At 65.5% G+C, this 20,503-nt stretch carries 23 protein-coding genes; 12 read left to right on the plus strand and 11 right to left on the minus strand.

All coding sequences use genetic code 11. The annotated features are described in order from the left end of the window. Positions 1-343 precede the first annotated feature (343 nt). Complete coding sequence (locus ACQVDU_RS12380; protein WP_195692603.1) at positions 344-1,000, minus strand: TetR/AcrR family transcriptional regulator C-terminal domain-containing protein; 657 nt, start codon at positions 998-1,000, stop codon at positions 344-346. Positions 1,001-1,086: 86 nt separating this feature from the next. Here ACQVDU_RS12380 and ACQVDU_RS12385 point away from each other — a divergent pair, with 86 nt between their 5' ends. The 5 genes from ACQVDU_RS12385 to ACQVDU_RS12405 all read left to right on the plus strand — a co-directional run bounded on the left by ACQVDU_RS12385 (position 1,087) and on the right by ACQVDU_RS12405 (position 5,016). Next, positions 1,087-1,554, plus strand: coding sequence for a DUF6326 family protein (locus ACQVDU_RS12385; RefSeq protein ID WP_195692604.1), 468 nt, complete (start codon positions 1,087-1,089; stop codon positions 1,552-1,554). An 8-nt stretch (positions 1,555-1,562) separates the two neighbouring features. After that, positions 1,563-2,768 (plus strand): CPBP family glutamic-type intramembrane protease, encoded by a 1,206-nt coding sequence (locus ACQVDU_RS12390; protein ID WP_165801280.1) that lies wholly within the window; start codon positions 1,563-1,565, stop codon positions 2,766-2,768. Beyond that, positions 2,765-2,947 (plus strand): hypothetical protein, encoded by a 183-nt coding sequence (locus ACQVDU_RS12395; protein ID WP_133177950.1) that lies wholly within the window; start codon positions 2,765-2,767, stop codon positions 2,945-2,947. Before ACQVDU_RS12390 ends, ACQVDU_RS12395 begins: the two co-directional genes overlap by 4 nt. Positions 2,948-3,398: 451 nt before the next feature. After that, a complete protein-coding gene (locus ACQVDU_RS12400) occupies positions 3,399-4,310 on the plus strand; it encodes a hypothetical protein (RefSeq protein ID WP_443477293.1) in 912 nt (303 codons plus the stop codon). After that, on the plus strand, positions 4,291-5,016 hold the full coding sequence (locus ACQVDU_RS12405; RefSeq protein ID WP_443477294.1) for an HIRAN domain-containing protein: 726 nt from the start codon (positions 4,291-4,293) through the stop codon (positions 5,014-5,016). The genes ACQVDU_RS12400 and ACQVDU_RS12405 overlap by 20 nt, the downstream gene beginning before the upstream one ends. 252 nt (positions 5,017-5,268) lie before the next feature. Here the strand turns inward: ACQVDU_RS12405 and ACQVDU_RS12410 are convergent, their stop codons facing one another. The 8 genes from ACQVDU_RS12410 to urtA form a co-directional block, all read right to left on the minus strand. Continuing rightward, positions 5,269-5,856, minus strand: a complete 588-nt coding sequence (locus ACQVDU_RS12410; RefSeq protein WP_443477295.1) for a helix-turn-helix domain-containing protein — start codon at positions 5,854-5,856, stop codon at positions 5,269-5,271. Next, positions 5,856-6,425, minus strand: a complete 570-nt coding sequence (locus tag ACQVDU_RS12415) for a TetR/AcrR family transcriptional regulator (RefSeq protein WP_300592022.1) — start codon at positions 6,423-6,425, stop codon at positions 5,856-5,858. The genes ACQVDU_RS12410 and ACQVDU_RS12415 overlap by 1 nt, the downstream gene beginning before the upstream one ends. Then, positions 6,415-8,094 carry a purine-cytosine permease family protein gene (locus tag ACQVDU_RS12420; protein ID WP_292729675.1) on the minus strand — a complete coding sequence of 560 codons (1,680 nt, stop codon included), beginning with the start codon at positions 8,092-8,094 and terminating at the stop codon, positions 6,415-6,417. The genes ACQVDU_RS12415 and ACQVDU_RS12420 overlap by 11 nt, the downstream gene beginning before the upstream one ends. 95 nt (positions 8,095-8,189) lie before the next feature. After that, on the minus strand, positions 8,190-8,870 hold the full coding sequence (gene urtE, locus ACQVDU_RS12425; protein ID WP_300592020.1) for an urea ABC transporter ATP-binding subunit UrtE: 681 nt from the start codon (positions 8,868-8,870) through the stop codon (positions 8,190-8,192). Continuing rightward, the gene (gene urtD, locus ACQVDU_RS12430; RefSeq protein WP_300592018.1) at positions 8,870-9,691 is read right to left on the minus strand and encodes an urea ABC transporter ATP-binding protein UrtD; all 822 of its coding nucleotides are present in this window, start codon (positions 9,689-9,691) and stop codon (positions 8,870-8,872) included. The genes urtE and urtD overlap by 1 nt, the downstream gene beginning before the upstream one ends. Beyond that, positions 9,688-10,788, minus strand: coding sequence for an urea ABC transporter permease subunit UrtC (urtC, locus tag ACQVDU_RS12435; RefSeq protein WP_443477296.1), 1,101 nt, complete (start codon positions 10,786-10,788; stop codon positions 9,688-9,690). Before urtC ends, urtD begins: the two co-directional genes overlap by 4 nt. Continuing rightward, positions 10,785-11,669, minus strand: coding sequence for an urea ABC transporter permease subunit UrtB (gene urtB / locus ACQVDU_RS12440; RefSeq protein ID WP_292729664.1), 885 nt, complete (start codon positions 11,667-11,669; stop codon positions 10,785-10,787). Before urtB ends, urtC begins: the two co-directional genes overlap by 4 nt. Before the next feature lie 95 nt (positions 11,670-11,764). Beyond that, the gene (urtA, locus tag ACQVDU_RS12445; RefSeq protein WP_443477297.1) at positions 11,765-13,063 is read right to left on the minus strand and encodes an urea ABC transporter substrate-binding protein; all 1,299 of its coding nucleotides are present in this window, start codon (positions 13,061-13,063) and stop codon (positions 11,765-11,767) included. Positions 13,064-13,533: 470 nt separating this feature from the next. On the opposite strand from urtA, the gene ACQVDU_RS12450 reads away from it, so the two are divergent. The 6 genes from ACQVDU_RS12450 to ACQVDU_RS12475 are packed head-to-tail and all read left to right on the plus strand — an operon-like array spanning position 13,534 to position 18,113. Continuing rightward, the gene (locus tag ACQVDU_RS12450) at positions 13,534-13,836 is read left to right on the plus strand and encodes an urease subunit gamma (RefSeq protein ID WP_292729658.1); all 303 of its coding nucleotides are present in this window, start codon (positions 13,534-13,536) and stop codon (positions 13,834-13,836) included. A gap of 10 nt (positions 13,837-13,846) precedes the next feature. Next, a complete protein-coding gene (gene ureB / locus ACQVDU_RS12455) occupies positions 13,847-14,182 on the plus strand; it encodes an urease subunit beta (RefSeq protein ID WP_292729655.1) in 336 nt (111 codons plus the stop codon). Then, positions 14,182-15,885 carry an urease subunit alpha gene (locus tag ACQVDU_RS12460; RefSeq protein WP_443477298.1) on the plus strand — a complete coding sequence of 568 codons (1,704 nt, stop codon included), beginning with the start codon at positions 14,182-14,184 and terminating at the stop codon, positions 15,883-15,885. Before ureB ends, ACQVDU_RS12460 begins: the two co-directional genes overlap by 1 nt. After that, complete coding sequence (locus ACQVDU_RS12465; RefSeq protein ID WP_292735274.1) at positions 15,885-16,556, plus strand: urease accessory protein UreF; 672 nt, start codon at positions 15,885-15,887, stop codon at positions 16,554-16,556. Before ACQVDU_RS12460 ends, ACQVDU_RS12465 begins: the two co-directional genes overlap by 1 nt. Continuing rightward, a complete protein-coding gene (gene ureG / locus ACQVDU_RS12470) occupies positions 16,549-17,325 on the plus strand; it encodes an urease accessory protein UreG (protein WP_292735277.1) in 777 nt (258 codons plus the stop codon). The genes ACQVDU_RS12465 and ureG overlap by 8 nt, the downstream gene beginning before the upstream one ends. A 17-nt stretch (positions 17,326-17,342) precedes the next feature. Then, positions 17,343-18,113, plus strand: a complete 771-nt coding sequence (locus tag ACQVDU_RS12475) for an urease accessory protein UreD (RefSeq protein ID WP_443477299.1) — start codon at positions 17,343-17,345, stop codon at positions 18,111-18,113. Here the strand turns inward: ACQVDU_RS12475 and ACQVDU_RS12480 are convergent. Then, on the minus strand, positions 18,062-18,664 hold the full coding sequence (locus tag ACQVDU_RS12480; RefSeq protein WP_300592002.1) for a PadR family transcriptional regulator: 603 nt from the start codon (positions 18,662-18,664) through the stop codon (positions 18,062-18,064). The two genes, ACQVDU_RS12475 and ACQVDU_RS12480, sit on opposite strands and share 52 nt — an antisense overlap. 195 nt (positions 18,665-18,859) lie before the next feature. On the opposite strand from ACQVDU_RS12480, the gene ACQVDU_RS12485 reads away from it, so the two are divergent. Then, complete coding sequence (locus ACQVDU_RS12485) at positions 18,860-19,540, plus strand: hypothetical protein (RefSeq protein WP_443477300.1); 681 nt, start codon at positions 18,860-18,862, stop codon at positions 19,538-19,540. Positions 19,541-19,543: 3 nt separating this feature from the next. Here ACQVDU_RS12485 and ACQVDU_RS12490 read toward each other — a convergent pair whose 3' ends face one another. Beyond that, complete coding sequence (locus ACQVDU_RS12490; RefSeq protein ID WP_300591998.1) at positions 19,544-20,452, minus strand: TerC family protein; 909 nt, start codon at positions 20,450-20,452, stop codon at positions 19,544-19,546. Positions 20,453-20,503 lie beyond the last annotated feature (51 nt).

Consider the following 20,503-nt stretch of genomic DNA (forward strand, 5'->3'; position numbering starts at 1 on the left):
CGACACTGGTCGCTGACAATCTCCAACTCATTGCCTGCTCGCTCATCATCGAGGGAGTGCAGCGACGTCATCACCCCCATTCAGGGGTGGGCCGCTGATCAGGTGCGTCCGCTCGGCGAATGCGCGAGGGACACCCTCGGAGGCGAGATGGCCAGACATGATGTCGTCGGAAGGCCGGACACGGTGCGCCGGTCCAATCAGGCGCGTGAGGATCGCGCAAACAGAACACTGCATGTGAACGGGCGCGACGCGGCAGTCGAGTGGGTGACCGAGGCGAGACGAATTCCGTGCCCACGCCGTGCCCACAACTGAAACGATCCCTGACGGCCCCTCTCCGGCGGTCCTATGCGACTCGGGTGGCGTCGAGCTGAGCCTGGATGGCGTCGAGGATGAGGGTGAGGCCGTTGTCGAATTCGCTCGGATAGGTGTAGTCGCCGCTGCTCAGCAGTTCGGTCAGCGACCGTGAGAGGTTCGGGTAGGCGCCCGGGTCGGGTGAGACGGTTGCCGCGAAGTCAGCTTCTGCGCCCGGGTTGGGCTGGAACGGGAGATTGGTCTCACTGAGCGCAAAGCCGTAAACGAAGGCGTCCACGGTTGAAAAAGCGAGCGTCGCCAGTGGAGCGGTGAAGCCGGCGGCGAAGAGCCATCCGAGGACCCTGTCGTGATGAGTCAGCAGGGCCGCGCTCGGCGCAGGCCGTGATTCGATCATCGCGATCGACCACGGGTGTGCGACGAATACGGCGCGGGCGGATCGAGCGCGCGTTTCCATTGCCTCTCGCCATGGCGCATCTGGCGGAGGAAGATCGATCTTGGCGATGGCCCATTCGGCGAGCGCGTCGAGGAGAGCGTCTTTGCTCGATACGTGGTGATAGAGCGACATGCCCTCGACTCCGAGCTCGCCGCCCACGCTGCGCATCGAGACACCAGCGAGACCGGACCGGTCGGCGACGGCAGCCGCCGCGGCGATCACGCGTTCCCTTGTCAGGGTCCCTCGTCGGCTCACTGTGACATCTTTGCGTAACTTACGGTCGTAAGAGTAGGATCGGGCGGCAAGTCTTACATGTGTAAGTTTTATCGCTGGGAGCCCGCATGATCGTCGATCCTTCTTCCCCGTTCCGGCCGCTCGACCCGAGAGTCCGGCTCGCCGCGCTCTGGACGAGCGTCATGTTCCTCGTCGCGTTCGTCGACATCTTCGCGTTCTACCGCGCTGACCTCCGAGAGCAGATCGAGGCAGGACGCGCTTTCGTATTCACCATCAACGAAGCCTTCATGTTGGGCATCGTTCTGTACGTCGCAGTGCCCTCACTGATGATCGCCGCGTCGGTACTGATCCCGCGCACGGTCAATCGGTTGATGCAAATCGTGGTCGCGGCAGTGTTCGCCCTCACGATCATCGGCGCTGCGATCGGCGAGTGGAGCTACTACCTCGTTGCCAGCGGCATCGAGCTCGCACTCCTCGCAGGGGTCATCGCCGTCGCGGTCCGATGGAAGGACACTCCACTGGTCGCGGCGCGAGACCTCGCGGCAGCCCGAACCTCCCGGGACGCGCGAGGGTGAGCCCGCGAGTGACCCGCTCACGACAAGCGCGCACGTTCCTCACCATCACCTTCAGCGCTGTCCTGCTGCTGTGCCTCCCGGCGCTGCTCGGCGTCGATGCCGACTACCTGGGGGTTGCCACGCCTCTTGCGCAGTGGATTCCCGCACTTGCGGTCATTCTTGCGGTCAGACCCGTGCGCGGCAGCCGAGCCCTACGAAGCTTGTGGCGCGCCTCACCCTTCGGCGGGGCACGCACCTGGATTGTCATCGGGCTCACCACGGCCGCCATCCTCGTTGTCGCCGCGGCGCAGATCGTTGTGGGCGTCGCCGTGGGCGTCGTCTCGTGGTCACCCGATCCCGCCCTCGGCGAAACCGCTTTGCTTGTTCTCCCCGTGGCGCTGCTCGCCTTCCTCTCCGCAACAGGTGAGGAGTTCGGCTGGCGGGGATTCCTCTGGACCCGCGTCCGAGGGAATCGTGGGTTCTGGTGGACCGCCCTCGCTGTCGGTGCCGTCTGGGCGGCCTGGCATCTCCCACTGCTCGTCGCATACGGCGCTCAGGGGGACCTGTCCTGGCGAACCGTGCTCGGAACGACGGTCGACCTCTTGGTGGCCTCACTCGTCCTCGGCGCCGGGCGCGAGCTTTCCGGGAGCGCGTGGCCGGCTGCATGGGGCCATGCACTGGTCAATTCCGTCCTCGTCTTCGCGTCGACCGCCTTCGTCACACCCGCGACGCAACTTCCCGATCCAGCGTTCTGGGTGTATAAGGCTCTCGGCTGGGCGGCGTGGGTGGGCGCGGCGGCGGGGATGCTCGCTCTTCGAAGGCGCCTCCTTATCGCACCCGCGCGAGACGTCACCGGGCGCAGCCTCGACGAAACCGAGGATGCGCTGCTGGAAGCGCTGCGCACGAGCGATGTCGACGCCCTGCGCGCTTTGCTTGCCGAGGATCTGCGTTTCCGCCTGCCCGACGGTTCGGTGGTCGATCGCGCAGCCGATCTGCACGCACACGCGTCCGGAGCACTGAGGTTTCTGCAGATCGACGAGACGCACCGAACGACGGACCAGCAGAAAGGGAAGGGAAGCACAGTGTCGAGATCACGCGTTCACGTTGTCGACCGCGGGCGCTTCGCGGAGGCGACGATGACCTATCGCCGTTCGTGGGCGATCGTCGGGGGCCGCTGGCAGGTCGTCGCGGGCAGCGCCGAGGTTGTGAACGACGAGGAAGCGGTGGCACTGTGACTACTTACGCTGAAACAACTCCTCCACCCACTGCGAGCAACTCCGATCTCCAGTACACGGTGCGGCAGGTGCTGGGGATCTGGGCCGCTGCGGCGATCCCGATGGCATCACTTGCGGCAGAGTGGGCGAACGACTTCATTCAGCGAATCGACGCGGCAATGACCAACGAGACAACCTGACGTCGGGCCCCTCGCGAGACAACATCCGCGGCCGCGGCCGCTGCCTCGACATCCGCCTCCGCGGCATTCTCCTCCTCGTCTTCGGCCGCATCCCCGGCGTTGACGTCGTCTGCGGCGCCTTCCTCGGCCCACGGCGCCCTCCGCGGCGTCTTCGCTCTCCCCGGATTCCTTCACATCGCCCGCGGGCAAAGAGCGGATCGAAGTGACCGTCGTCGACGAACCACTCAAAGCCAGGTCTATAAAGCGCGTCGGACGCGGGTCGCTCTACGCCCGACTCGAGTTCGAGCAAGGCGTCTCGGGAAAGTGTCACGACAAGGGCGGCTCGATGCTCTCAACGCATGCCCGTTACGCGTGACATCCAGTGTCATCCCACCGCGTTACCGACAGGAGAGTTGCTGAGTTCGCGCGTTTCCGCGGTGCGACCGTCGGGCGTCGCCGATAGGGTCATCCCGTGCCGACCCCCTGGGAATCGCTCCACTTCGTCCGCGGCGCGGCCGAAGCAGACGAACCAATGGGGTCGAAGGAGAAGTGGTGGGTCGAGCTGCCGACGTTCGGCGACCGACAGTGGTTGCTCAAGCTCGCGCGACTCGACGAGCTCGATGGGACTGTCAGCGGAGAAGATTGGGCCGAGTGGACTGTCCACCAATTGGCCGAGCAGCTCGGCGTTCCGAGCGCGACTATCCGCCCAGCAATCCTGGAAGGTCGGCGCGCGATCGTGTCCAGGTCAGTGCTTCGGGACAGTCTCGAGTACCTCGATCATGGCAACAGCGTGCTGTCAGCACGGTTCGCCGACTACGACCAGTCAATCCAGGGCGAGAACCAGGGCTACACGGTGGCGGCCGTCCAGCATGCGCTCGAGGAGGTTGGGCCGCCGGCCGACATCGACTGGCCAGGTGACTTCACTGCCTTTGACGTGTGGACCGGCTATCTGCTTATGGATGCTTGGGTCGCCGGACGCGACCGCCATCACGAAAACTGGGCGGTCATCCTCCGTGGGGGTGAGCGCCGTCTGGCACCTTCCTTCGACCATGGAAATGCGCTCGGCTTTCAGGAGCGGGACGAGCGACGTGTCCGGATGCTGGGCGACGAACCCCACATGATGCGCTGGGTGGAGCGCGGGACCAGCCACCACTTCGCAGGAAAGCCCAAGCTTACGGAACTCGCATGGAGCGCTCTTCGCCTAGCATCGCCGGCAGCTCGCCGCTTTTGGCTCGACCGACTCGACTCAATCTCAGAGGATGAAGTTCGTTCCGTCGTCTCCCAGGTCCCCCGCGCGATAATGTCTGAGGTCACCCATACATTCGTAGTTCGACTGTTGGCGACGAATCGAAGGAGGTTGCTCGATGGCTACTCAGGCACTTGACCGAGATCAACTCGACCTCACGGCGAGCCGCAAGACCCTCATCCTCGTCTGGCAGAACCCCGTGTCCCGACTCTTCGTGAAGGTGGGCCAGCTCGACGCACTCCCCGCTGGCCGATTCGCTTTCCAGTATCTCCCGGGCGCATGGGATGACCCCGCGTTCGTCCCGCTGCTTGAATATCCCGATCGTGACACTGGCTATGTCTCTGACGAGATCCCGGCGTTCTTCGCGAATCGGATCCTCTCTGTCGACCGCCCACACTACGACCGCTACTTGAGCTGGCTCGGCATTGAGAATCTCAGTTCAGACGACGTCCCTTTCGAAGTCTTGGCCCGCACTGGCGGCGGCCGGGCAACCGACACCTTCCACGTCGTCGAGCTCCCTCTCACCAAAGCTGGTCAGCTCACGAGCCGGTTCTTTGTTTCAGGTGTTCGACACTTCTTTGGATCGGATGCCGCCATCGCGACCCTCCAGAACGGTGCGACGCTCCGCCTCGAGCTCGAGGAAGGCAACGAGGTGAACCCGAAGGCGGTTCTCGTCAATACCCTCGACGGCCAGAAGTTTGGCTACGTTCCGGACTGGCTCTGCGCAGATGTCCACGCTCGGATCAAGGACGGCTGGTCGATCACAGCGATCGCAGAGCGGGTCAACCCGGACGCGCCAGCACACGTTCGCGTGCTCTGCCGCCTCGACGCCTTCCGCGACTAGCGATTGCCCGGAGCGGTTCTCGTGCGTCGCAACTCGGTAAGCGTGACGGGACGGTCGACCCAACCGTCTTTGTAGGCTCTCGGGTCGAGAAAGTACCACGCCCCCCCCGATCGCACCTCGAAGGCTCGCCTGACGTGACATCCAGTGTCATCCCGCCGCGTTCCCGGGATATGACCGCCGTCCACTCCGGGTGTGGCCACTCGGTCGTCGACAGCTCCACCCCGACGACCTAGCCTGACCACACGGAGTCGCTCAGATCGCGCGGGACCCTTCCGCGCGATCCCGGATCGGATCGAGAATCGCCTCCGCAGCCCAGGTCGCAGCGTCGGCGATGTCGCGACCACTCATCCCCAGCTGTCGGCGCATTGCCACCCAGGTCGCCGCCGAGTCGAGGTGACACAGTGCTGCGACAATCTGCTGTCGCTCGTTCTCTCCCAGAGAAGGGACCTCGTGCCTCAGGAGCGCGCTGAACGCCTCGCGATACGGGGCAGGCTCGGCACCATTGACGCCGCGCATCGAGGTCTCGGCGACCACGTAGGCCAACTCGGGGCGCCGATCATACGCCGCCATTGCCTCGCGAATCGCGATCGGGACATCGAAGATGGACTCGCACTCCGGGCGGGTGAAGGCCGTCCTTTCGATCCACGCGGATGTCGCAAGCAGCAAGTCCACGCGCGTGGGGTAGTGACGGAAGACCGTGCGCTCCCCGACTCCCGCCCGCAGCGCGATGACGCGAAAGGACACGTCATCCGTGCCCACTTCCTCGATCAGCTCGGCGTATGCCGCGAGGATCGCCGACTGCGTGGCAGACAACTCGGCATCCGCGTCGGTCGCGGACACTACGCCGCCCTGCTCGCCTTCGTCTCGCGCGGGAGGACTTGACCCATCGCGAACTCGAAGGCCTCGAAGGTCTGCTCTCCACTCATGTCGAAGCCCGTCCGCATCCGCGCCCAGAACTGCGCGGAAGCGAAGTAGCGGGCGTTGGCGGCGATCCGCAGCGCGTCACGTCGGTTCAGACAGGGGACCGACTCCTGCAGCATCACCATGATTGCGTCGGTCATCGGCGTAGCCTGCTCGTCGCCCATCGGGGAAAGGGAGGCACCCCGGGCCGCCACGAAAGCAAAGGCCGGCTCCGCGGCATACGCGGCAAAGCGGCTCCGCACGGCTTCCCGGAACTGCGCGAACGTGTGGAACTCGGCGATCCGAAAGTGCTCCTCCTCGATCCAGCGACCCAGCGCATCCAGAAGGTTCGACCTCGTCGGGAAGCGGCGGTAGATGGTGCGCTCTGACACGCCGGATGCTTCGGCGAGATCGAGGTACGTGATGTCCTCGAATGTCCGATGTCGCAGCAGGGTCGCCGCGCAGGCGAGGATCGCACCAGAGGTGTCGATCGTCTCGTCAACGACCACTGTCGCGCTCTCCTCTCGTCGGCGGCGGCTCCGGCGGTAGGACGTATCGGTCCGAATCGTCGAGGGTCAGAGCCAGCGACGAGACGTATTGCACCTCGCCCCGAGGCCCCAACTCAGCCGACATCAGCATATCCGGCCGCTCAAAGGTGTACCCCGTGACGTGGCAACGAAGTCGCTCTCCGGAAGGATTCCCGTCCGCATCCAGAATCGGCGTCGGGATGCCGTCTGAGGACCGGCGCAGGTAGTACCGACCCCGCGTCGCGATCGCCATGAGCGGGGTCACGATGAGAGCTACCCCAATAGCAATCAGCACCGAGAATGGCTGCAGATTCGGGCCGAACGCCCCGGCAAAGGTCAGCAGCGACAGCAGGGAGGCGAGGCTCACAGATACGAGGCCGACCGGGTTCCAGTCGTGCAGCATGCCCCGCCGGAACTCGGGGTAACGCGGCGAGATCTTCAGGATCAGCTTGTTGATGACGATGTCGGCCGAGATCGTCACGAGCCAGGCCATCACAACGTTGGCGTACAGACTCAGGACGAACGAGATGAGGCTGAAGACATCCATGAGCATGAGGGCAAGCGCGATGATGAGGTTGAACAGCACGAACACCGTGCGCCCGGGATATCGCTTGCGCACCCGGGTGTACACGTTCGACCAGGCCAGCGACCCGGAGTAAGCGTTCGTCACATTGATCTTTATCTGAGCGATCACGATCAACAGCAGGACGAGGGCCAAGGCGAGCCAGTCCGGCACGAGCGACTCGTACATCCCCAAGAACTGAGCGACCGGCTCGACTGCTCGGTCGCCGATCATCGGATCGACCTTGGTGACCAGATAGACCGCCAGGAACAGTCCGATGAGCTGCTTGGTCCCGCTGAAGACCACCCACCCCGGCCCGCTGAAGACAAAAGACACCCACCACGAGCGCGAGTTTCGCGCGGTGCGCGGCGGCATGACCCGGATGTAGTCGATCTGCTCGGCAAGCTGCGGGGTCAGCGCGAAGCACACCGCAGCGCTGGCAACGATCGCGCTGAAACTGACCTCGCCGTCCGAGAGTCCCGTGAACTCGACGAACTCGACGACCGACTCCGGTTGGGTACCGACGATCCAGATCAGGGGAAGCAGTGCCAGCGCCAACCACAGCGGCGTCGTCCAGAACTGCAGTCTCTCCAGCGCCCGCATCCCGTAGATCACGATCGGGATTACGACCACGGTCGAGATGACATACCCGAGCGGTAGCGGAATCCCCACCGCCACAGCGAGTCCCTGCGCCATGATCGCGCCCTCGAGCGCGAAGAAGATGCAGGTGAATCCTGCGAACACGACGGTGGTGATGATCGACCCGTAGTAACCGAAGCCGGAGCCGCGTGCGACGAGGTCGAGGTCGAGGTTGTACCGCGCCGCGTAATAGGCGACGGGAAATCCCACCGCGAAGATGATCACGGATGCCAGCAGGATGCCGAGCATGGCGTTTGCCGTCCCGTGCTCGAGCCCGATACTGGCGCCGATAGAGAAGTCGGCGAGAAAGGCGATCGACCCTAGTGCGGTGCCTCCGACGGACAGGGCGCTCCACCGGCGGAAGGAGCGCGGAACGTAGCGGAAGGCATAGTCCTCAAGACTGTCTTCTGCAGCCGCTCGCGCGTCGCCCGCACGGTTCAGGGTCCGCATGCCCAGCGCACCCACTCTCACCTCCGAGATGTCGTCTGCTTCGGATTGTGCCGAGAGTGTGTTTCACCGGCGTTGCCGCGAGGAATCGATCTGAATCAGATCGCCATCGCGGCGCGTACATCGTCGATCGCCGACGCCCCACCCTCACCGCTCATCGTGATTCGACCCGACTGCAGCACGTAGTACGTGCTCGTCGACCGCAGCGCGAAGCCGACATGCTGCTCCACCAGCAGGACCGAGAGATCGCCACGACGCGTGAGGTCGATGATGACCCGTTCGATATCCGCGACGATATTCGGCTGGATACCCTCGGTGGGTTCATCGAGCACCAAGAGTCGTGGCTTGGTCAGCAGGGTACGAGCGATCGCCAGTTGCTGGCGCTGACCGCCCGACAGAAGACCGGCCCTTCGCCCCAGGAGTTGTTTGAGGACCGGGAACAGGTCGAACACCTCGTCGATGTCGGAGTTGCGCTTTGCCACCAGCTGGAGGTTTTCGAGCGTGGTCATCTGCGGGAAGGACTGCTGCCCTTGCGGCACGTAGCCAAGGCCGCGGTGCACCCGCTTCGAGGGCGGCATCTTGGTGACATCCTCGCCGTCGATGAGTACCTGCCCACTCATGACCGGGATCAGACCGGTCGCCACCCGCAGCAGGGTGGTCTTGCCCGCACCGTTATGACCCATCACCGAGACGGCGGAGCCGGTCGGAATCTGGATGGTGACGTCATGGAGCACCTTGGTGCGCCCATAGCCTGCGGTAACACCCGTGATCTCGAGCATCAGTGGCCCCCCTCGCCTTCTACGGCGGCGTCGGCGGCCGTCCCCAGATAGACCTCCTGGACCCGCCGGTCCGCCTGCACCTGCTCAACAGTCCCGGCAGCCAGGAGCTTGCCCGAGTGCATCACGGTGACCCACTCCGCGTAGTTGCGCACGAAGTCCATATCGTGCTCGATGACGATAATGGTGCGCTCGTCGCCGATGCGCTGCAGCAGTTGTCCGGTTTCGTCCCGTTCGTCGGCATTCATGCCGGCCACGGGTTCGTCCAGGAACATGACCTTCGCGTCTTGGACGAGGAGCATGCCGATCTCGAGCCACTGCTTCTGCCCGTGCGCGAGGATGCCGGCAGGCTTGTCGCGAAGCCCGGACAGGCCGATCGTTTCCAGCGCGGACTCCACGTACTCGGGCACTCCCCGCCGAGCAAGAGGAAGTCCCCAGGCTCGGCGATGGAGACCGCCCGCGATATCGAGGTTCTGGAGCACCGAGAGCTCGTCAAAAACGGTCGCGGTCTGGAAGGTTCGCCCCACGCCGGCACGCACGATCTTGTTTGCCTTCATCGAGACGAGATCCATCCCGTTGTAGGTAGCGGTTCCGGTCGCGGGAACCAGACCGGTGAGCGCGTCCACGAGAGTCGTCTTGCCTGCTCCGTTCGGCCCGATGAGAAAGTGGACCTGCCCTTTGAGCATGAGCAGATCGACATCGTCGACTGCCTTGAACCCGTCGAAGCTGACCGTGAGGTGGGACACGGTCACGGAGGTTTCACCATCGGGGACGAGGACGCCCGAGTCGGATGCTGCGGGCGACGTGCTCGCGTTCTCACTCATGCTTTCGCCTCGCCTTCGATCGGCAACGGCGCGGGTGCAGAGGTGCGGTCACGCGCCAACAAGTCTTTGACCCGCCCCACCAGGGAGGCCAGGCCGTTGGGGAGGAAGAGGGTCACGACGACGAAGAGCAGACCGAGCAGGTACACCCATCCGTCGGGCCAACTCGAGGCGAGGCTGGATTGACCCCATCCGATCGCCATGGCACCGAGCACCGGGCCGAACAGGGAGGCACGGCCCCCGAGTGCGACACCCGCGATCATGAGGATCGACGCGGAGGCCCCAATCTCTTGCGGAGTGATGATCCCGACCAGGGGGACGAACATCGCGCCCCCGATGCTGGCCATGACCGCGGCGATGACGAAGGCGGCGAGCTTGACGTTGGCCGGGTCATAACCCAGGAACCGCACGCGCTCCTCGGCGTCGCGGGTCGCCAGCAGCAGCTCGCCGAAACGGCTGCGGTAGAGCTGCCACACCACGACCATGCAGACGACGAGAAGACTCGCGGTGATGAGGTAGACCATCACCTGGTTGGCGGGATCCTTCAGGTTGTACCCGAAGAACGACGTGAAGCCGCTGAGGCCTGTGTCACCTCCGGTCTCGCGGATCGTTGAGCTGATCCAGATGGCGAGCGCGACCGCGAGCGCCTGAGTGAGGATGGCGAAGTAGGCGCCTTTGACGCGGCGCTTGAACAGCGCAAAACCAAGGATGCCGGCCACGATGATCGGCAGCACGAGGATGGCCAGCAGAGTGAACCAGGGGCTGCGGAAGGGCTCCCAGAAGACAGGGAGCGGGGCTAGCGGGTCGTAGAGGATCATGAACCCGGGCAGCGCGTCCGGGCCGGCAGTTTCGAGTGTCAGGTGCATGGCCATGGCGTAGGCACCGAGGCCGAAGAAGACTCCCTGCCCCATGACGAGCATCCCGCCGCGTCCCCACGCCAGTCCGATCCCGACGGCGACGATCGCCCAGGCGCAGTACTTGCCGAGGTTGTTGACCCAGTGCATCGTCAGGATCGACGGCGCCACCGCGAGGAGGATGACGGCGAAGATGCCGATGCCGATGAGCGAGTACCAGGGCTTGAGCTTGGTCAGGATGGTCATGCCAACCCCCTCGTGCGGACGGTGAACAGACCCTGCGGGCGGATCTGCAGGAAGACGACGACGAGCACGAAGGCGAGCACCTGAGCAAGGCTCCCGCTGGTCAGGTCGGCGAAGAAGGCCATCGCAATGCCGATCGCGAAGGCGGCGATCACGGTGCCCTTGATCTGCCCGATACCCCCAGCCACGACGACGAGGAAGGCGGGAATGATGTACTGGGTCCCCATCTGGGAGTTGGTTCCCCCGATGAGGGAGGCTGCGACACCCGCGACTCCAGCCAGTCCCGAGCCCACGAAGAACGTGATGCGGTCCACGGTCCGGGTGCGCACCCCGACGGTCTCGGCCAGGTCGCGGTTTTGCACCGTGGCGCGAATCCGGCGCCCGAACGAGGAGTACTTGAGCCAGGCGGCGAGGATCGCCACGCACGCCGCCGCGAGCCCGATGGTGAACACCTGGCGCAGTGGCCAGGCGTAGCCGAAGACGTTGATCTGGCCCTGGAGCCAGCCGGGGTTCTCCACCGGCACTCCCTGGGCGGGGAAGATCTGCAGGGCAGCCTGTTGCAGGATGAGTGCCACACCGACGGTGACCAGCAGTGTGTCAAGCGGGCGACGGTACATCCACTGGAGAATTCCGGCTTCCAGCAGAAGGCCCAAGAGCCCGGCGACGACGAAGGCGACGGGCAACGCGACAGGGATAGAGATGTTGCTGTCGGGGATGACGAGCTGAACGAGGAATGTCGTGAAGGCGCCGACCATGATGAACTCGCCGTGCGCCATGTTGATCACCCCCATCTGGCCGAAGGTCAGGGTGAGGCCGAGTGCTGTCAAGAGCAGCAAGGCGCCCAGCGCGGTGCCGTTGAGCAGCGGCGGAATCAGTGCATCCATTCGAGTTCACTCCCTTCTGTTCTCGCGCGTGTTCATGGAAGAGCCGGTGCTGCGGGGCCCCGGACAGGCCGGGACCCCGCAGTGCCTTGTGTGTGTCAGCCCGCGGCTGCCACGAGGGCGTTGCGCACGTCCTCGGGGAACCAGGAGTACTGCTCGAGGTACGGGTCGGGCTCGATGAACCCGTCCGATGCCCAGACGATGTCGAACTGGTTGTCGGCGTTGATGCGTCCGATGTGGCCCGGCTTGGAGATGTGGTGGTTCTCCCCGTTGAGGGTCACGACACCCTCGGGAGCGTCCACCGTGATCTCGTTGTCCAGGGCAGCCTGGTTGATCGCGTCGACGTCGAAGGAGCCAGCGGCTTCAACGAGGGCCTTGTAGAGGTAGAGCGAGATGTACGCGGCCTCCATGGGGTCCGAGGTCACGCCGCTGCTGCCCGGGTAGGCCTGCCAGGCCTCGATGAACGCCGGGTTGTTCGGGGTGTCGAGGGACTGGAAGTAGTTCCACGAGGCGTAGTTGCCGGTGACCTCGTGACCCATCGCGGGAGCTTCTTCTTCAGCGATCGAGACCGAGATGATCGGTGTCTCTTCGGGAGTGAGGCCCGCGTCGTAGTACGCCTTGATGAACCCGACGTTGGAGGAACCGTTGATCGTGTTGAAGATGTAGTCGGGGTCAGCCTCGACGATCTTGGCAACCTGGGTCGTCCAGTCGTCACGATCCAGCGGCACGTACTCTTCGCCGACGATCTCGATGCCGAGCTCCTCTGCGTAGAGCTTGATGATCGCGTTCGCGGTGCGGGGGAAGACGTAGTCCGATCCCGCCAGGAACAGGGTCTTCACTCCCTGCGATGCCAGGTAGTCCATGGCGGGAATGATCTGCTGGTTGGTCGTGGCACCGGTGTAGTAGATGTTCGGTGAGGACTCGAGGCCTTCGTACTGGACCGGGTAGAAGAAGAGGCCGTTGTACTCCTCGACGACAGGCTTGACAGCCTTACGCGACGAGGAGGTCCAGCCGCCGAAGATCGCGGCGACGCAGTCCTGCGTGAGCAGCTTCTCGGTCTTCTCGGCGAAGGTGGGCCAGTCGGTGGCGCCGTCTTCCTGGATGTATTCGATCTGCTTGCCCAGGATGCCGCCGTCGGCGTTGATCTCATCAGCCGCCATGTGCAGCACGTTCGAGACCGTGGTCTCGGAGATCGCCATGCCTCCGGTCAGCGAGTTGAGGAATCCGAGCTTGACGGTGTCGCCCGAGGTGTCGACGCAGCTCTCCGCGGCCGCAGGGGCTTCGCTCGAGGCTGCGTCGTCGGTGCGGGCGCCACATCCGGCGAGGACGAGGGCTGCAGCTGACGCCATGGCGCCTGCCGCAAGCAGCGTCCGTAGACGCGTGCCAGTGATGATCATGCTGTGCTCCGTTTCAGGTTGCGTGTGCGAGTTGCCAGCGGTCACGATCGCGTCGAGAGCGCGACGGACACCGCTTGCATGGCGTTCCGCGTCGGATGCGCCGTTCGCCCGGTCAGAGGATCTGTGGTGCGGGGTGGAACCCCTCGCCGATGTCTGAGCGAAGAGGCCCCGATTCGCCGGTGGCAGAACACCGCCGACTGCTGCAGGTGAGTTCACCATGGCCCCATGGCATTACATTGCCATTACTCGAATGTGTCGACCATGTAAAACTGCCAAAGCCGTGATCCGCCTAGTGCCTTGAAATTACAGGGTTTTTCGCTGGTTCTCACCGCGTCATGACGATGACAATGATGAGTGACTGACGCAAAAATGACAGACTTCTGTCACTGCTCGGGACACTGTCCGACAAGCATCCTGACAGTGATCCGACTCGCCGGCTCCTCAGGGAGCCACGCCGAAGGGAGCGCCCCGTGCATCTGTCACCTGCGGATACCGAGAAGCTGCTGCTCGCCGTGGCGGGCATGGTGGCCAGAGATCGCCAGGCACGCGGCGTGAAGCTCAACCACCCGGAGGCCGTAGCCCTCCTGTCGACGTGGGTGATCGAGCGCGCCAGAGAAGGTGTCGGGGTAGCGGAACTCATGGCGGCGGGGCGCACCGTGCTCACCCGCGATGACGTCATGGAGGGCGTGGCCGACATGCTCGTCGACGTCCAGGTCGAAGCCACCTTCCCCGACGGACGCAAGCTCGTCACCGTTCACCATCCGATCGACTGAGAGGCTCACCGTGGCATCGGGAACATCGTCAGGACCGGGAGCCATCCGGGTTCGTCCGGGGCAGATCGAGCTCAACGCCGACCGCGACGCCGATGAGCGCCTCGAGTTGATCATTCTCAATACGGGGGATCGTCCCGTGCAGATCGGCTCCCACATCCATCTGCCCGACGTGAATGACGCGCTCGACTTCGACCGCGCGGCAGCTGCGGGATGTCGACTCGACATTCCCTCGGGGACCTCGGAGCGTTTCGAGCCAGGGGTCTCCAAGCGTGTGGCAGCGGTGAGCCTGCGCGGGAATCGGCGTGTGGCAGGCATCCGCATCCGACACGAGGGAGGAGATCTCTGATGGTCAGGATCGACAGGGAAAGATACGCCGCGATCTACGGGCCCACCGCCGGCGATCAGGTGCGCCTGGGCGACACCGACCTCTGGATCGAGATCGAGAGGGACCTCACCGCCGGCGGCGAAGAGGCGGTGTTCGGGGGCGGCAAGTCGATCCGCGAGTCCATGGCGCAGAGCACTGTGTCGCGCGCCGATGGCGCCCTGGACACCGTGATCACGAACGCGATCATCCTCGACTGGTGGGGAATCGTGCGCGCCGATGTCGGCATCCGCGACGGCCGGATCGTCGGGGTCGGGCGCGCGGGCAACCCCGACATCGCCAATGGCGTCGACCCTCGGCTGATCATCGGACCGTCCACCGACGTCATCTCCGGTGAGGGGAAGATCCTCACCGCGGGGGCGATCGACTCGCACGTTCACTTGCTCTCCCCGTCACAGATTCACGAGGCGCTCGCGGCGGGGATCACGACGATCGTCGGAGGAGGAACGGGACCGTCCGAAGGGTCGAAGGCCACCACCGTCACGCCGGGGTCCTGGCACCTCGAACACATGCATCGTGCCCTGGATGCCCTTCCGGTCAACGTCCTGCTGCTGGGCAAGGGGAATACCGTCTCGGCAGCGGCATTCGAAGAGCAGGCGCTCGCAGGTGCGGCGGGCTACAAAGTCCACGAGGACTGGGGCTCGACTCCGGCAGCGATCGACGCGAGCTTGCGCGCCGCCGAGGACTGGGGCCTGCAGGTCGCGCTGCATAGCGACTCGCTCAACGAGGCGGGCTATGTCGATTCGACGATCGCCGCGATAGCGGGGCGCACGATCCACGCGTTCCACGTCGAGGGGGCGGGGGGCGGTCACGCTCCCGACATCCTCTCGATCGCGAGTCTTCCCTACGTCATTCCCGGCTCGACGAACCCGACGCTGCCCCACACGGTCAACACCGTCGCCGAGCACCTCGACATGCTGATGGTCTGTCACCACCTCAACCCGGGAGTACCCGAAGATCTCGCCTTCGCGGAGTCCCGCATCCGGGGCACAACGATCGCCGCCGAAGACATCCTGCATGACATGGGCGCGATCTCGATCACCTCCTCCGACGCTCAGGCGATGGGACGGATCGGCGAAGTCATCACCCGGACCTGGCAGGTGGCGCACGTCATGAAGGCCAGGCGCGGAAGCCTCGGCACCTCCCTCCCCGCCGACAACGAACGAGCCCGTCGGTATGTCGCGAAGTACACGGTCAACCCCGCGATCGCTCACGGCATCGACGCGGAGGTCGGCTCGGTCGAGGTGGGCAAGCTCGCCGACCTCGTGCTGTGGGATCCACGGTTCTTCGGGTTCCGTCCGAGTGTGGTCATGAAAGGTGGTGGGCTGGTGTGGGGAGCCCTCGGCGATCCGAACGCCTCCATTCCCACCCCGCAACCGGTGCTGATGCGTCCCGCCTTCAGCGATGCCATCGGCGGTGCCCTATCGGTGTCGTTCGTCTCTCCCGCCGCGCTGGCGGCGGGGATCGAGGGCCGACTCGGACTGACACGCCGGATGCTGCCGCTGCAGTCCACCCGCGGAATCAGCAAAGCCGACATGCGCAACAACGATGCGCTGCCGCGGATCGACATCCGACCCGACACGTTCGACATCCGCATCGATGGCGAGCTCGTCGAACCCGCCCCCGCGTCGCGGCTCCCCCTGGCCCAGCTCTACCAGCTGTTCTGATGGCACTGTCCTCGACCTCCGCCGCGATGCTCCTCGCGGATGCCAGGCTGCCCTCCGGCGGTCACGCGCACTCCGCCGGCGTGGAGCCCGCGCTGATGTCGGGCCTGCAGGCAGCGGAGCTTCCCGCTCTGCTGCGCGGTCGGGCAGCCACGGTGACCCTCGTCGAGGCGGGGACTGCTGTCGCCGCACGCCACGTGCGCATGATCGACGGTGATCTGGACGCTGTCGAGGCGGCATGGGCGGCCCGTACCCCGAGCGCCGCGCTGAGGGATGCCGCGCGCCACCTCGCCCGCGGATACCTGCGGGTCGGGACCGAGCTCCTCCCCGGCGACTCGGCTATCCACACCTGGCGCGGGCGGGCGACCCCTCCGCCGCGGGCCTGCGTGCTCGGGGTCATCGCGGCGGGGCTAGACATGCCAGCGCTGGATCTGGCGCGACTGGTCGTCTACGAGGACATACAGGCAGCTGCAGCCGCGGTCCTCAAGCTCGAGCCTCGCGATCCGCTCGATCTGGTCTCTCTCGTGGTCGAGGTCTGCAGCGAGATCGAGAACGAGCTACCGCTGATTGCGCAGATCACCGACCCGACCGACATCCCCGCCCTGTCCGCACCGCAATCCGAACAGTGGGCCCAGGCCCACGCCCAATCGACCAGGAGGCTCTTTCGTGCCTGACCACTCACCTCGCGCCCTGCGGCTTGGCGTTGCCGGCCCCGTCGGCACCGGCAAGTCCTCACTCATCGCGACGATCTGCCGCATTCTTGCCGACGAGATCCGCATCGGCGTCATCACCAATGACATCTACACCGACGAGGATGCCCGGTTCTTGCGCTCTGCCGGAGTGCTCGATCCTGAGCGCATCGTCGCCGTGGAGACCGGGGCCTGCCCGCACACCGCCATCCGCGACGATGTCACCGCGAACCTGCTCGCCGCCGAAGACCTGGAGCGTGCCTTCGCGCCCCTGGACCTCGTCGTCATCGAGTCGGGCGGCGACAACCTCACCGCCACCTTCTCGCCCGCGCTCGTGGATGCGCAGATCTTCGTCCTCGATGTAGCTGGGGGCGGCGATGTCGCCCGAAAGGGTGGTCCCGGTATCGCCCGGGCCGACCTGCTTGTCGTGAACAAGACCGACCTCGCGCCCTATGTCGGGGTAGATGTCGAGCAGATGGTCGCCGACGCCACCCTCGCCCGCGACGGCCGCACGGTGCTCGCTCTCTCACGCACCGACGCCGTCTCGGTCGCGGCGTTGCGCGAGTGGGTGCTGTCGATCCTCGCCGCACACCGCGACGGATCGCACGTCCCCCAGGATCCCGGCCCCATGGCCCCCCACTTCCACGCCGACGAGGAAGGCGGCGGGTTCCTGCACAGCCACGCCGACGGCGAGCACGCTCACGCACACGCGGACGGGGCCCTGCACGATCACGCGGACCACGCCCACTCGTGAGACCCACCGTCGTCGAAGTGAGCGCGCGGGGCGACTCTGTCGCGTGCGCACTGGACGGCGAGCTGGTTCTCCCCCGCCTCGTGCATCGCCGGGGGCACTCGGTCGAGATCGCGCTGGTCTCGGGCCGAGCGATGCTCATGCCCGGGGACCACGTCGAGCTCGACATCCGTGTCGGGGACGGATGCTCAGTGCGCCTGGTCGACATCGGCGGGCTCATCGTCTACGGGCGAGAGGAAGTGGGCCAATCGCAGTGGCACGCGCACCTTGACCTCGGCGCCGATGCTCACCTCGTGTGGGAGGGCCTTCCCACGGTGGTCACCGATGCCGGCTCACTCACGCGGTCGATGACCGTGCGACTGGGCGCCGCAGCATCCGTGATCGCCCGCGAAACCCTCGTCCTCGGTCGCTCCGGCGAGCGCGGCGGCGCGCTCACAGCCGATGTCGAGGCGACGGACGCCGCAGGCCCGGTGCTGCGCGAGCGCCTGCAGGTTCGCGGCGACCAGCCTTTCCCCGGCATCCTCGGCTCACACCGCGTGGTGGATTCAGTCCTCTACCTCGGCGAGGGGATCGAGGCGCCGCCTGTGCCCGACGCTGTGCGTCTGGACCTGGAGCGCGGTGGCACCGTGCTGCGTTACCTCGGCGACCACGCCCACGACAGCCCGCTCGAGGACCTGCTTCCGCTCGGCACGACGCTCCGGTGCGCTCGGAGCGCCAGCGATGATGAGGGTTTCGTGCCTTACGCCGACACCGGCCGAGTCGATGCTGGTCGTCCGCGCTTGGGACGGTGAGTGTCGAGTTCGAGCACCATTGCGTGCGCGGCGCGCGCCGCGAGTTGCGCCTCGACGTGATCGAGCCACCGAAGTTCCGCCTCCGCACCGAAAACCATCGACTCGTTGAGAAGCGACCAGGCGAGCTCTTCCGGTCCGCCGACGATCTCACCACCGAACGTCGCCCTGCGCAGGGACTCGAGGCGCCGAGTCGAGGCTCGCCGCTGCGTATCGATGACCTCGAAGACATCCACCCCCGGCAGCGTGGTCGCCAGCGCGAGCTTGATCGCGAGCTCGTCCCGGGTTCCGGGGTTGCGTTCGACCGGAGACGCAAGCCAGGCGCGGGCCTCGCCGCGGCCGGCATCCGTGATCTGCCAGTAGATGTGGCCGTCCGTGTCGGGTGCGCCCCGCGAAACGAGGCCGTCGCGCTCGAGCCGCTCGAGAGTGCTGTAGATCTGGCCGACGTTGAGCGACGAGCTCGAGCCGGTGCGCCGCTCGAACTCCGACCGCAGCTGGTAGCCGTAGCACGGCCCCTGCGCCAGGATCGCCAACAGGCTCTGCCTCACCGACATTCGAGTCTCCCTGCGCGCGATATGTATACCGGGTAGTGTCGCGCTCCTTATGGATACCGCCGCGACGACGCTATGGAGTGGTGCTGGCCGGGCGTTTGGCGGAATCCGCTATATGGTCTGACCACATTAGGGGTGAGCGCCGTGGGCTTCACTGAACGATTGGCGATGCGCCGACTCTCGGCGTAGAACGGCACCGTGTTCGGTTCGTCTCGGCGCCGCATGGTCGGATGCCTCGCCCTCATCCCCGTTGTCACGATCGTCGCCGTCGCCTGCTCGCCGGCGGCTGCCACTGCTCCCTCGCCTGCACCCCTCGACCCGACAGCAGGAATCGTCGTCGGCGACGGCGCGGTCGACATCCAGCTCTGGAGCGACCCTTCCTGCCCGCACTGCATGAGCCTCGACGAGGCGATCGGTGACGACCTCGCAGCCTTCGTCGGCGATGGCACGGCGACGTGGACCCTGCATCCGATGACGTACGTGAGCGCCAAGCGCGGTGACGTCACCGACTACTCGACCCGGGCCGCGGCACTTCTCCTCGGCGTCGCAGCGGCGGGCGAGGATGACGCACTCCTGCCGCTGTACGGACTGATCCAGCAGAACCAGGTCACGGCAGATCACTCACCGAGCGACGAGGAACTCCTCGGATTCGCGGCCACGGCTGGCGCGACATCCGACCTGTCGACAGCGATCGCTGACTACGCGGGACTCGCGAGCACCGCCAATGACGCGTGGCTCGGCAAGCCGATTCCCGGCACCGACCAGGTCGTCGACCACGTCCCGTTGCTGGTCATCGACGGCACGGTGTTCGAGGTGCGTGAAAACGGCACGGATGCTGCGCGCTTTGCCGCTGCGGTAGCCGAGGCCGCCGCGGACTGACCATCAGCCGAGTCCCTCCCGGTGCGGCGCGGACGCCGCATCCGCCTCCCCGACCACGGGCTTGCGTGACAGGCCGACGGAGCCGGAGGCGGGATCCTTCGACAGCGCCGCAGCGACGGCGGCTGACTCGTCGACATCCGGGTATTGGGGCCGAAGCTGCACAGCCTGCCGCTTCTTCTGCTCCCGCTTCGCTTTGCGGGACGAGTACGTGAGGTTCAGCGCCTCGACGAAGATCGCGAAGGCCATCGGACCGTAGATGAAAGCCTTGTCGATCTTGATGTGGAAGCCCTCGGCGATGAGGAAAACGCCGATCAATAGCAGGAACGACAGCGCCAACATCTTCACTGTCGGGTGCGCGTTGACGAACGCGAAGATGAATCGCGAGGCGAACAGCATGATGCCGAACGACAGCACCACGACGGTGATGATGATGACCATGTTCGAGGTCATGCCGACGGCGGTGATGACCGAGTCCAGCGAGAAGACGATGTCGAGCAAGAGGATCTGCGCGATGACCGATCCGAAGCTCACGCCCTTGCGGCCGCCCGAGCCCTCGCCGTGTTCCTCTTCGGCGCCCTCGAGCTTGTGGTGGATCTCGGTGACTGCCTTGTAGACGAGGAAGAGCCCGCCCGCGATGAGGATGAAGTCCTTCCACGAGAACGAGATGCCCCACAGGGTCACGACCGGTTCGGTGAGCGTGATGATCCACCCCGCCGCGAAGACGAGGCCGACGCGGATGAGCATCGCGAGGGTCAGGCCGAGGTTGCGCGCCCGCGCCTGCTGCTCCTTGGGGAGCTTGGAGGCGAGGATCGAGATGAAGATGACGTTGTCGACGCCCAGCACGATCTCGAGCACGAACAGCGTGACGAAGACCGCGATCAGATCGGGCGTGAAAGCGAAGGAGAAGTCCACGCGATCAGCGTAGAGGCTCGCTTCGGTCGAGTGAAACGGGTGACACGGATG

The organism is Microbacterium sp. F2, assembly GCF_052274505.1.
Lineage (GTDB): Bacteria > Actinomycetota > Actinomycetes > Actinomycetales > Microbacteriaceae > Microbacterium.

Coding starts and splice junctions, on each gene's coding strand:
- ACQVDU_RS12385 (WP_195692604.1), top strand. CDS start 1,087: ATGATCGTCGATCCTTCTTCCCCGTTCCGGCCGCTCGACCCGAGAGTC.
- ACQVDU_RS12405 (WP_443477294.1), top strand. CDS start 4,291: ATGGCTACTCAGGCACTTGACCGAGATCAACTCGACCTCACGGCGAGC.
- ACQVDU_RS12420 (WP_292729675.1), bottom strand. CDS start 8,094: ATGCGGACCCTGAACCGTGCGGGCGACGCGCGAGCGGCTGCAGAAGAC.
- urtE (WP_300592020.1), bottom strand. CDS start 8,870: ATGCTCGAGATCACGGGTGTTACCGCAGGCTATGGGCGCACCAAGGTG.
- urtD (WP_300592018.1), bottom strand. CDS start 9,691: ATGAGTGAGAACGCGAGCACGTCGCCCGCAGCATCCGACTCGGGCGTC.
- urtC (WP_443477296.1), bottom strand. CDS start 10,788: ATGACCATCCTGACCAAGCTCAAGCCCTGGTACTCGCTCATCGGCATC.
- urtB (WP_292729664.1), bottom strand. CDS start 11,669: ATGGATGCACTGATTCCGCCGCTGCTCAACGGCACCGCGCTGGGCGCC.
- urtA (WP_443477297.1), bottom strand. CDS start 13,063: ATGATCATCACTGGCACGCGTCTACGGACGCTGCTTGCGGCAGGCGCC.
- ACQVDU_RS12460 (WP_443477298.1), top strand. CDS start 14,182: ATGGTCAGGATCGACAGGGAAAGATACGCCGCGATCTACGGGCCCACC.
- ACQVDU_RS12465 (WP_292735274.1), top strand. CDS start 15,885: ATGGCACTGTCCTCGACCTCCGCCGCGATGCTCCTCGCGGATGCCAGG.
- ACQVDU_RS12480 (WP_300592002.1), bottom strand. CDS start 18,664: ATGTCGGTGAGGCAGAGCCTGTTGGCGATCCTGGCGCAGGGGCCGTGC.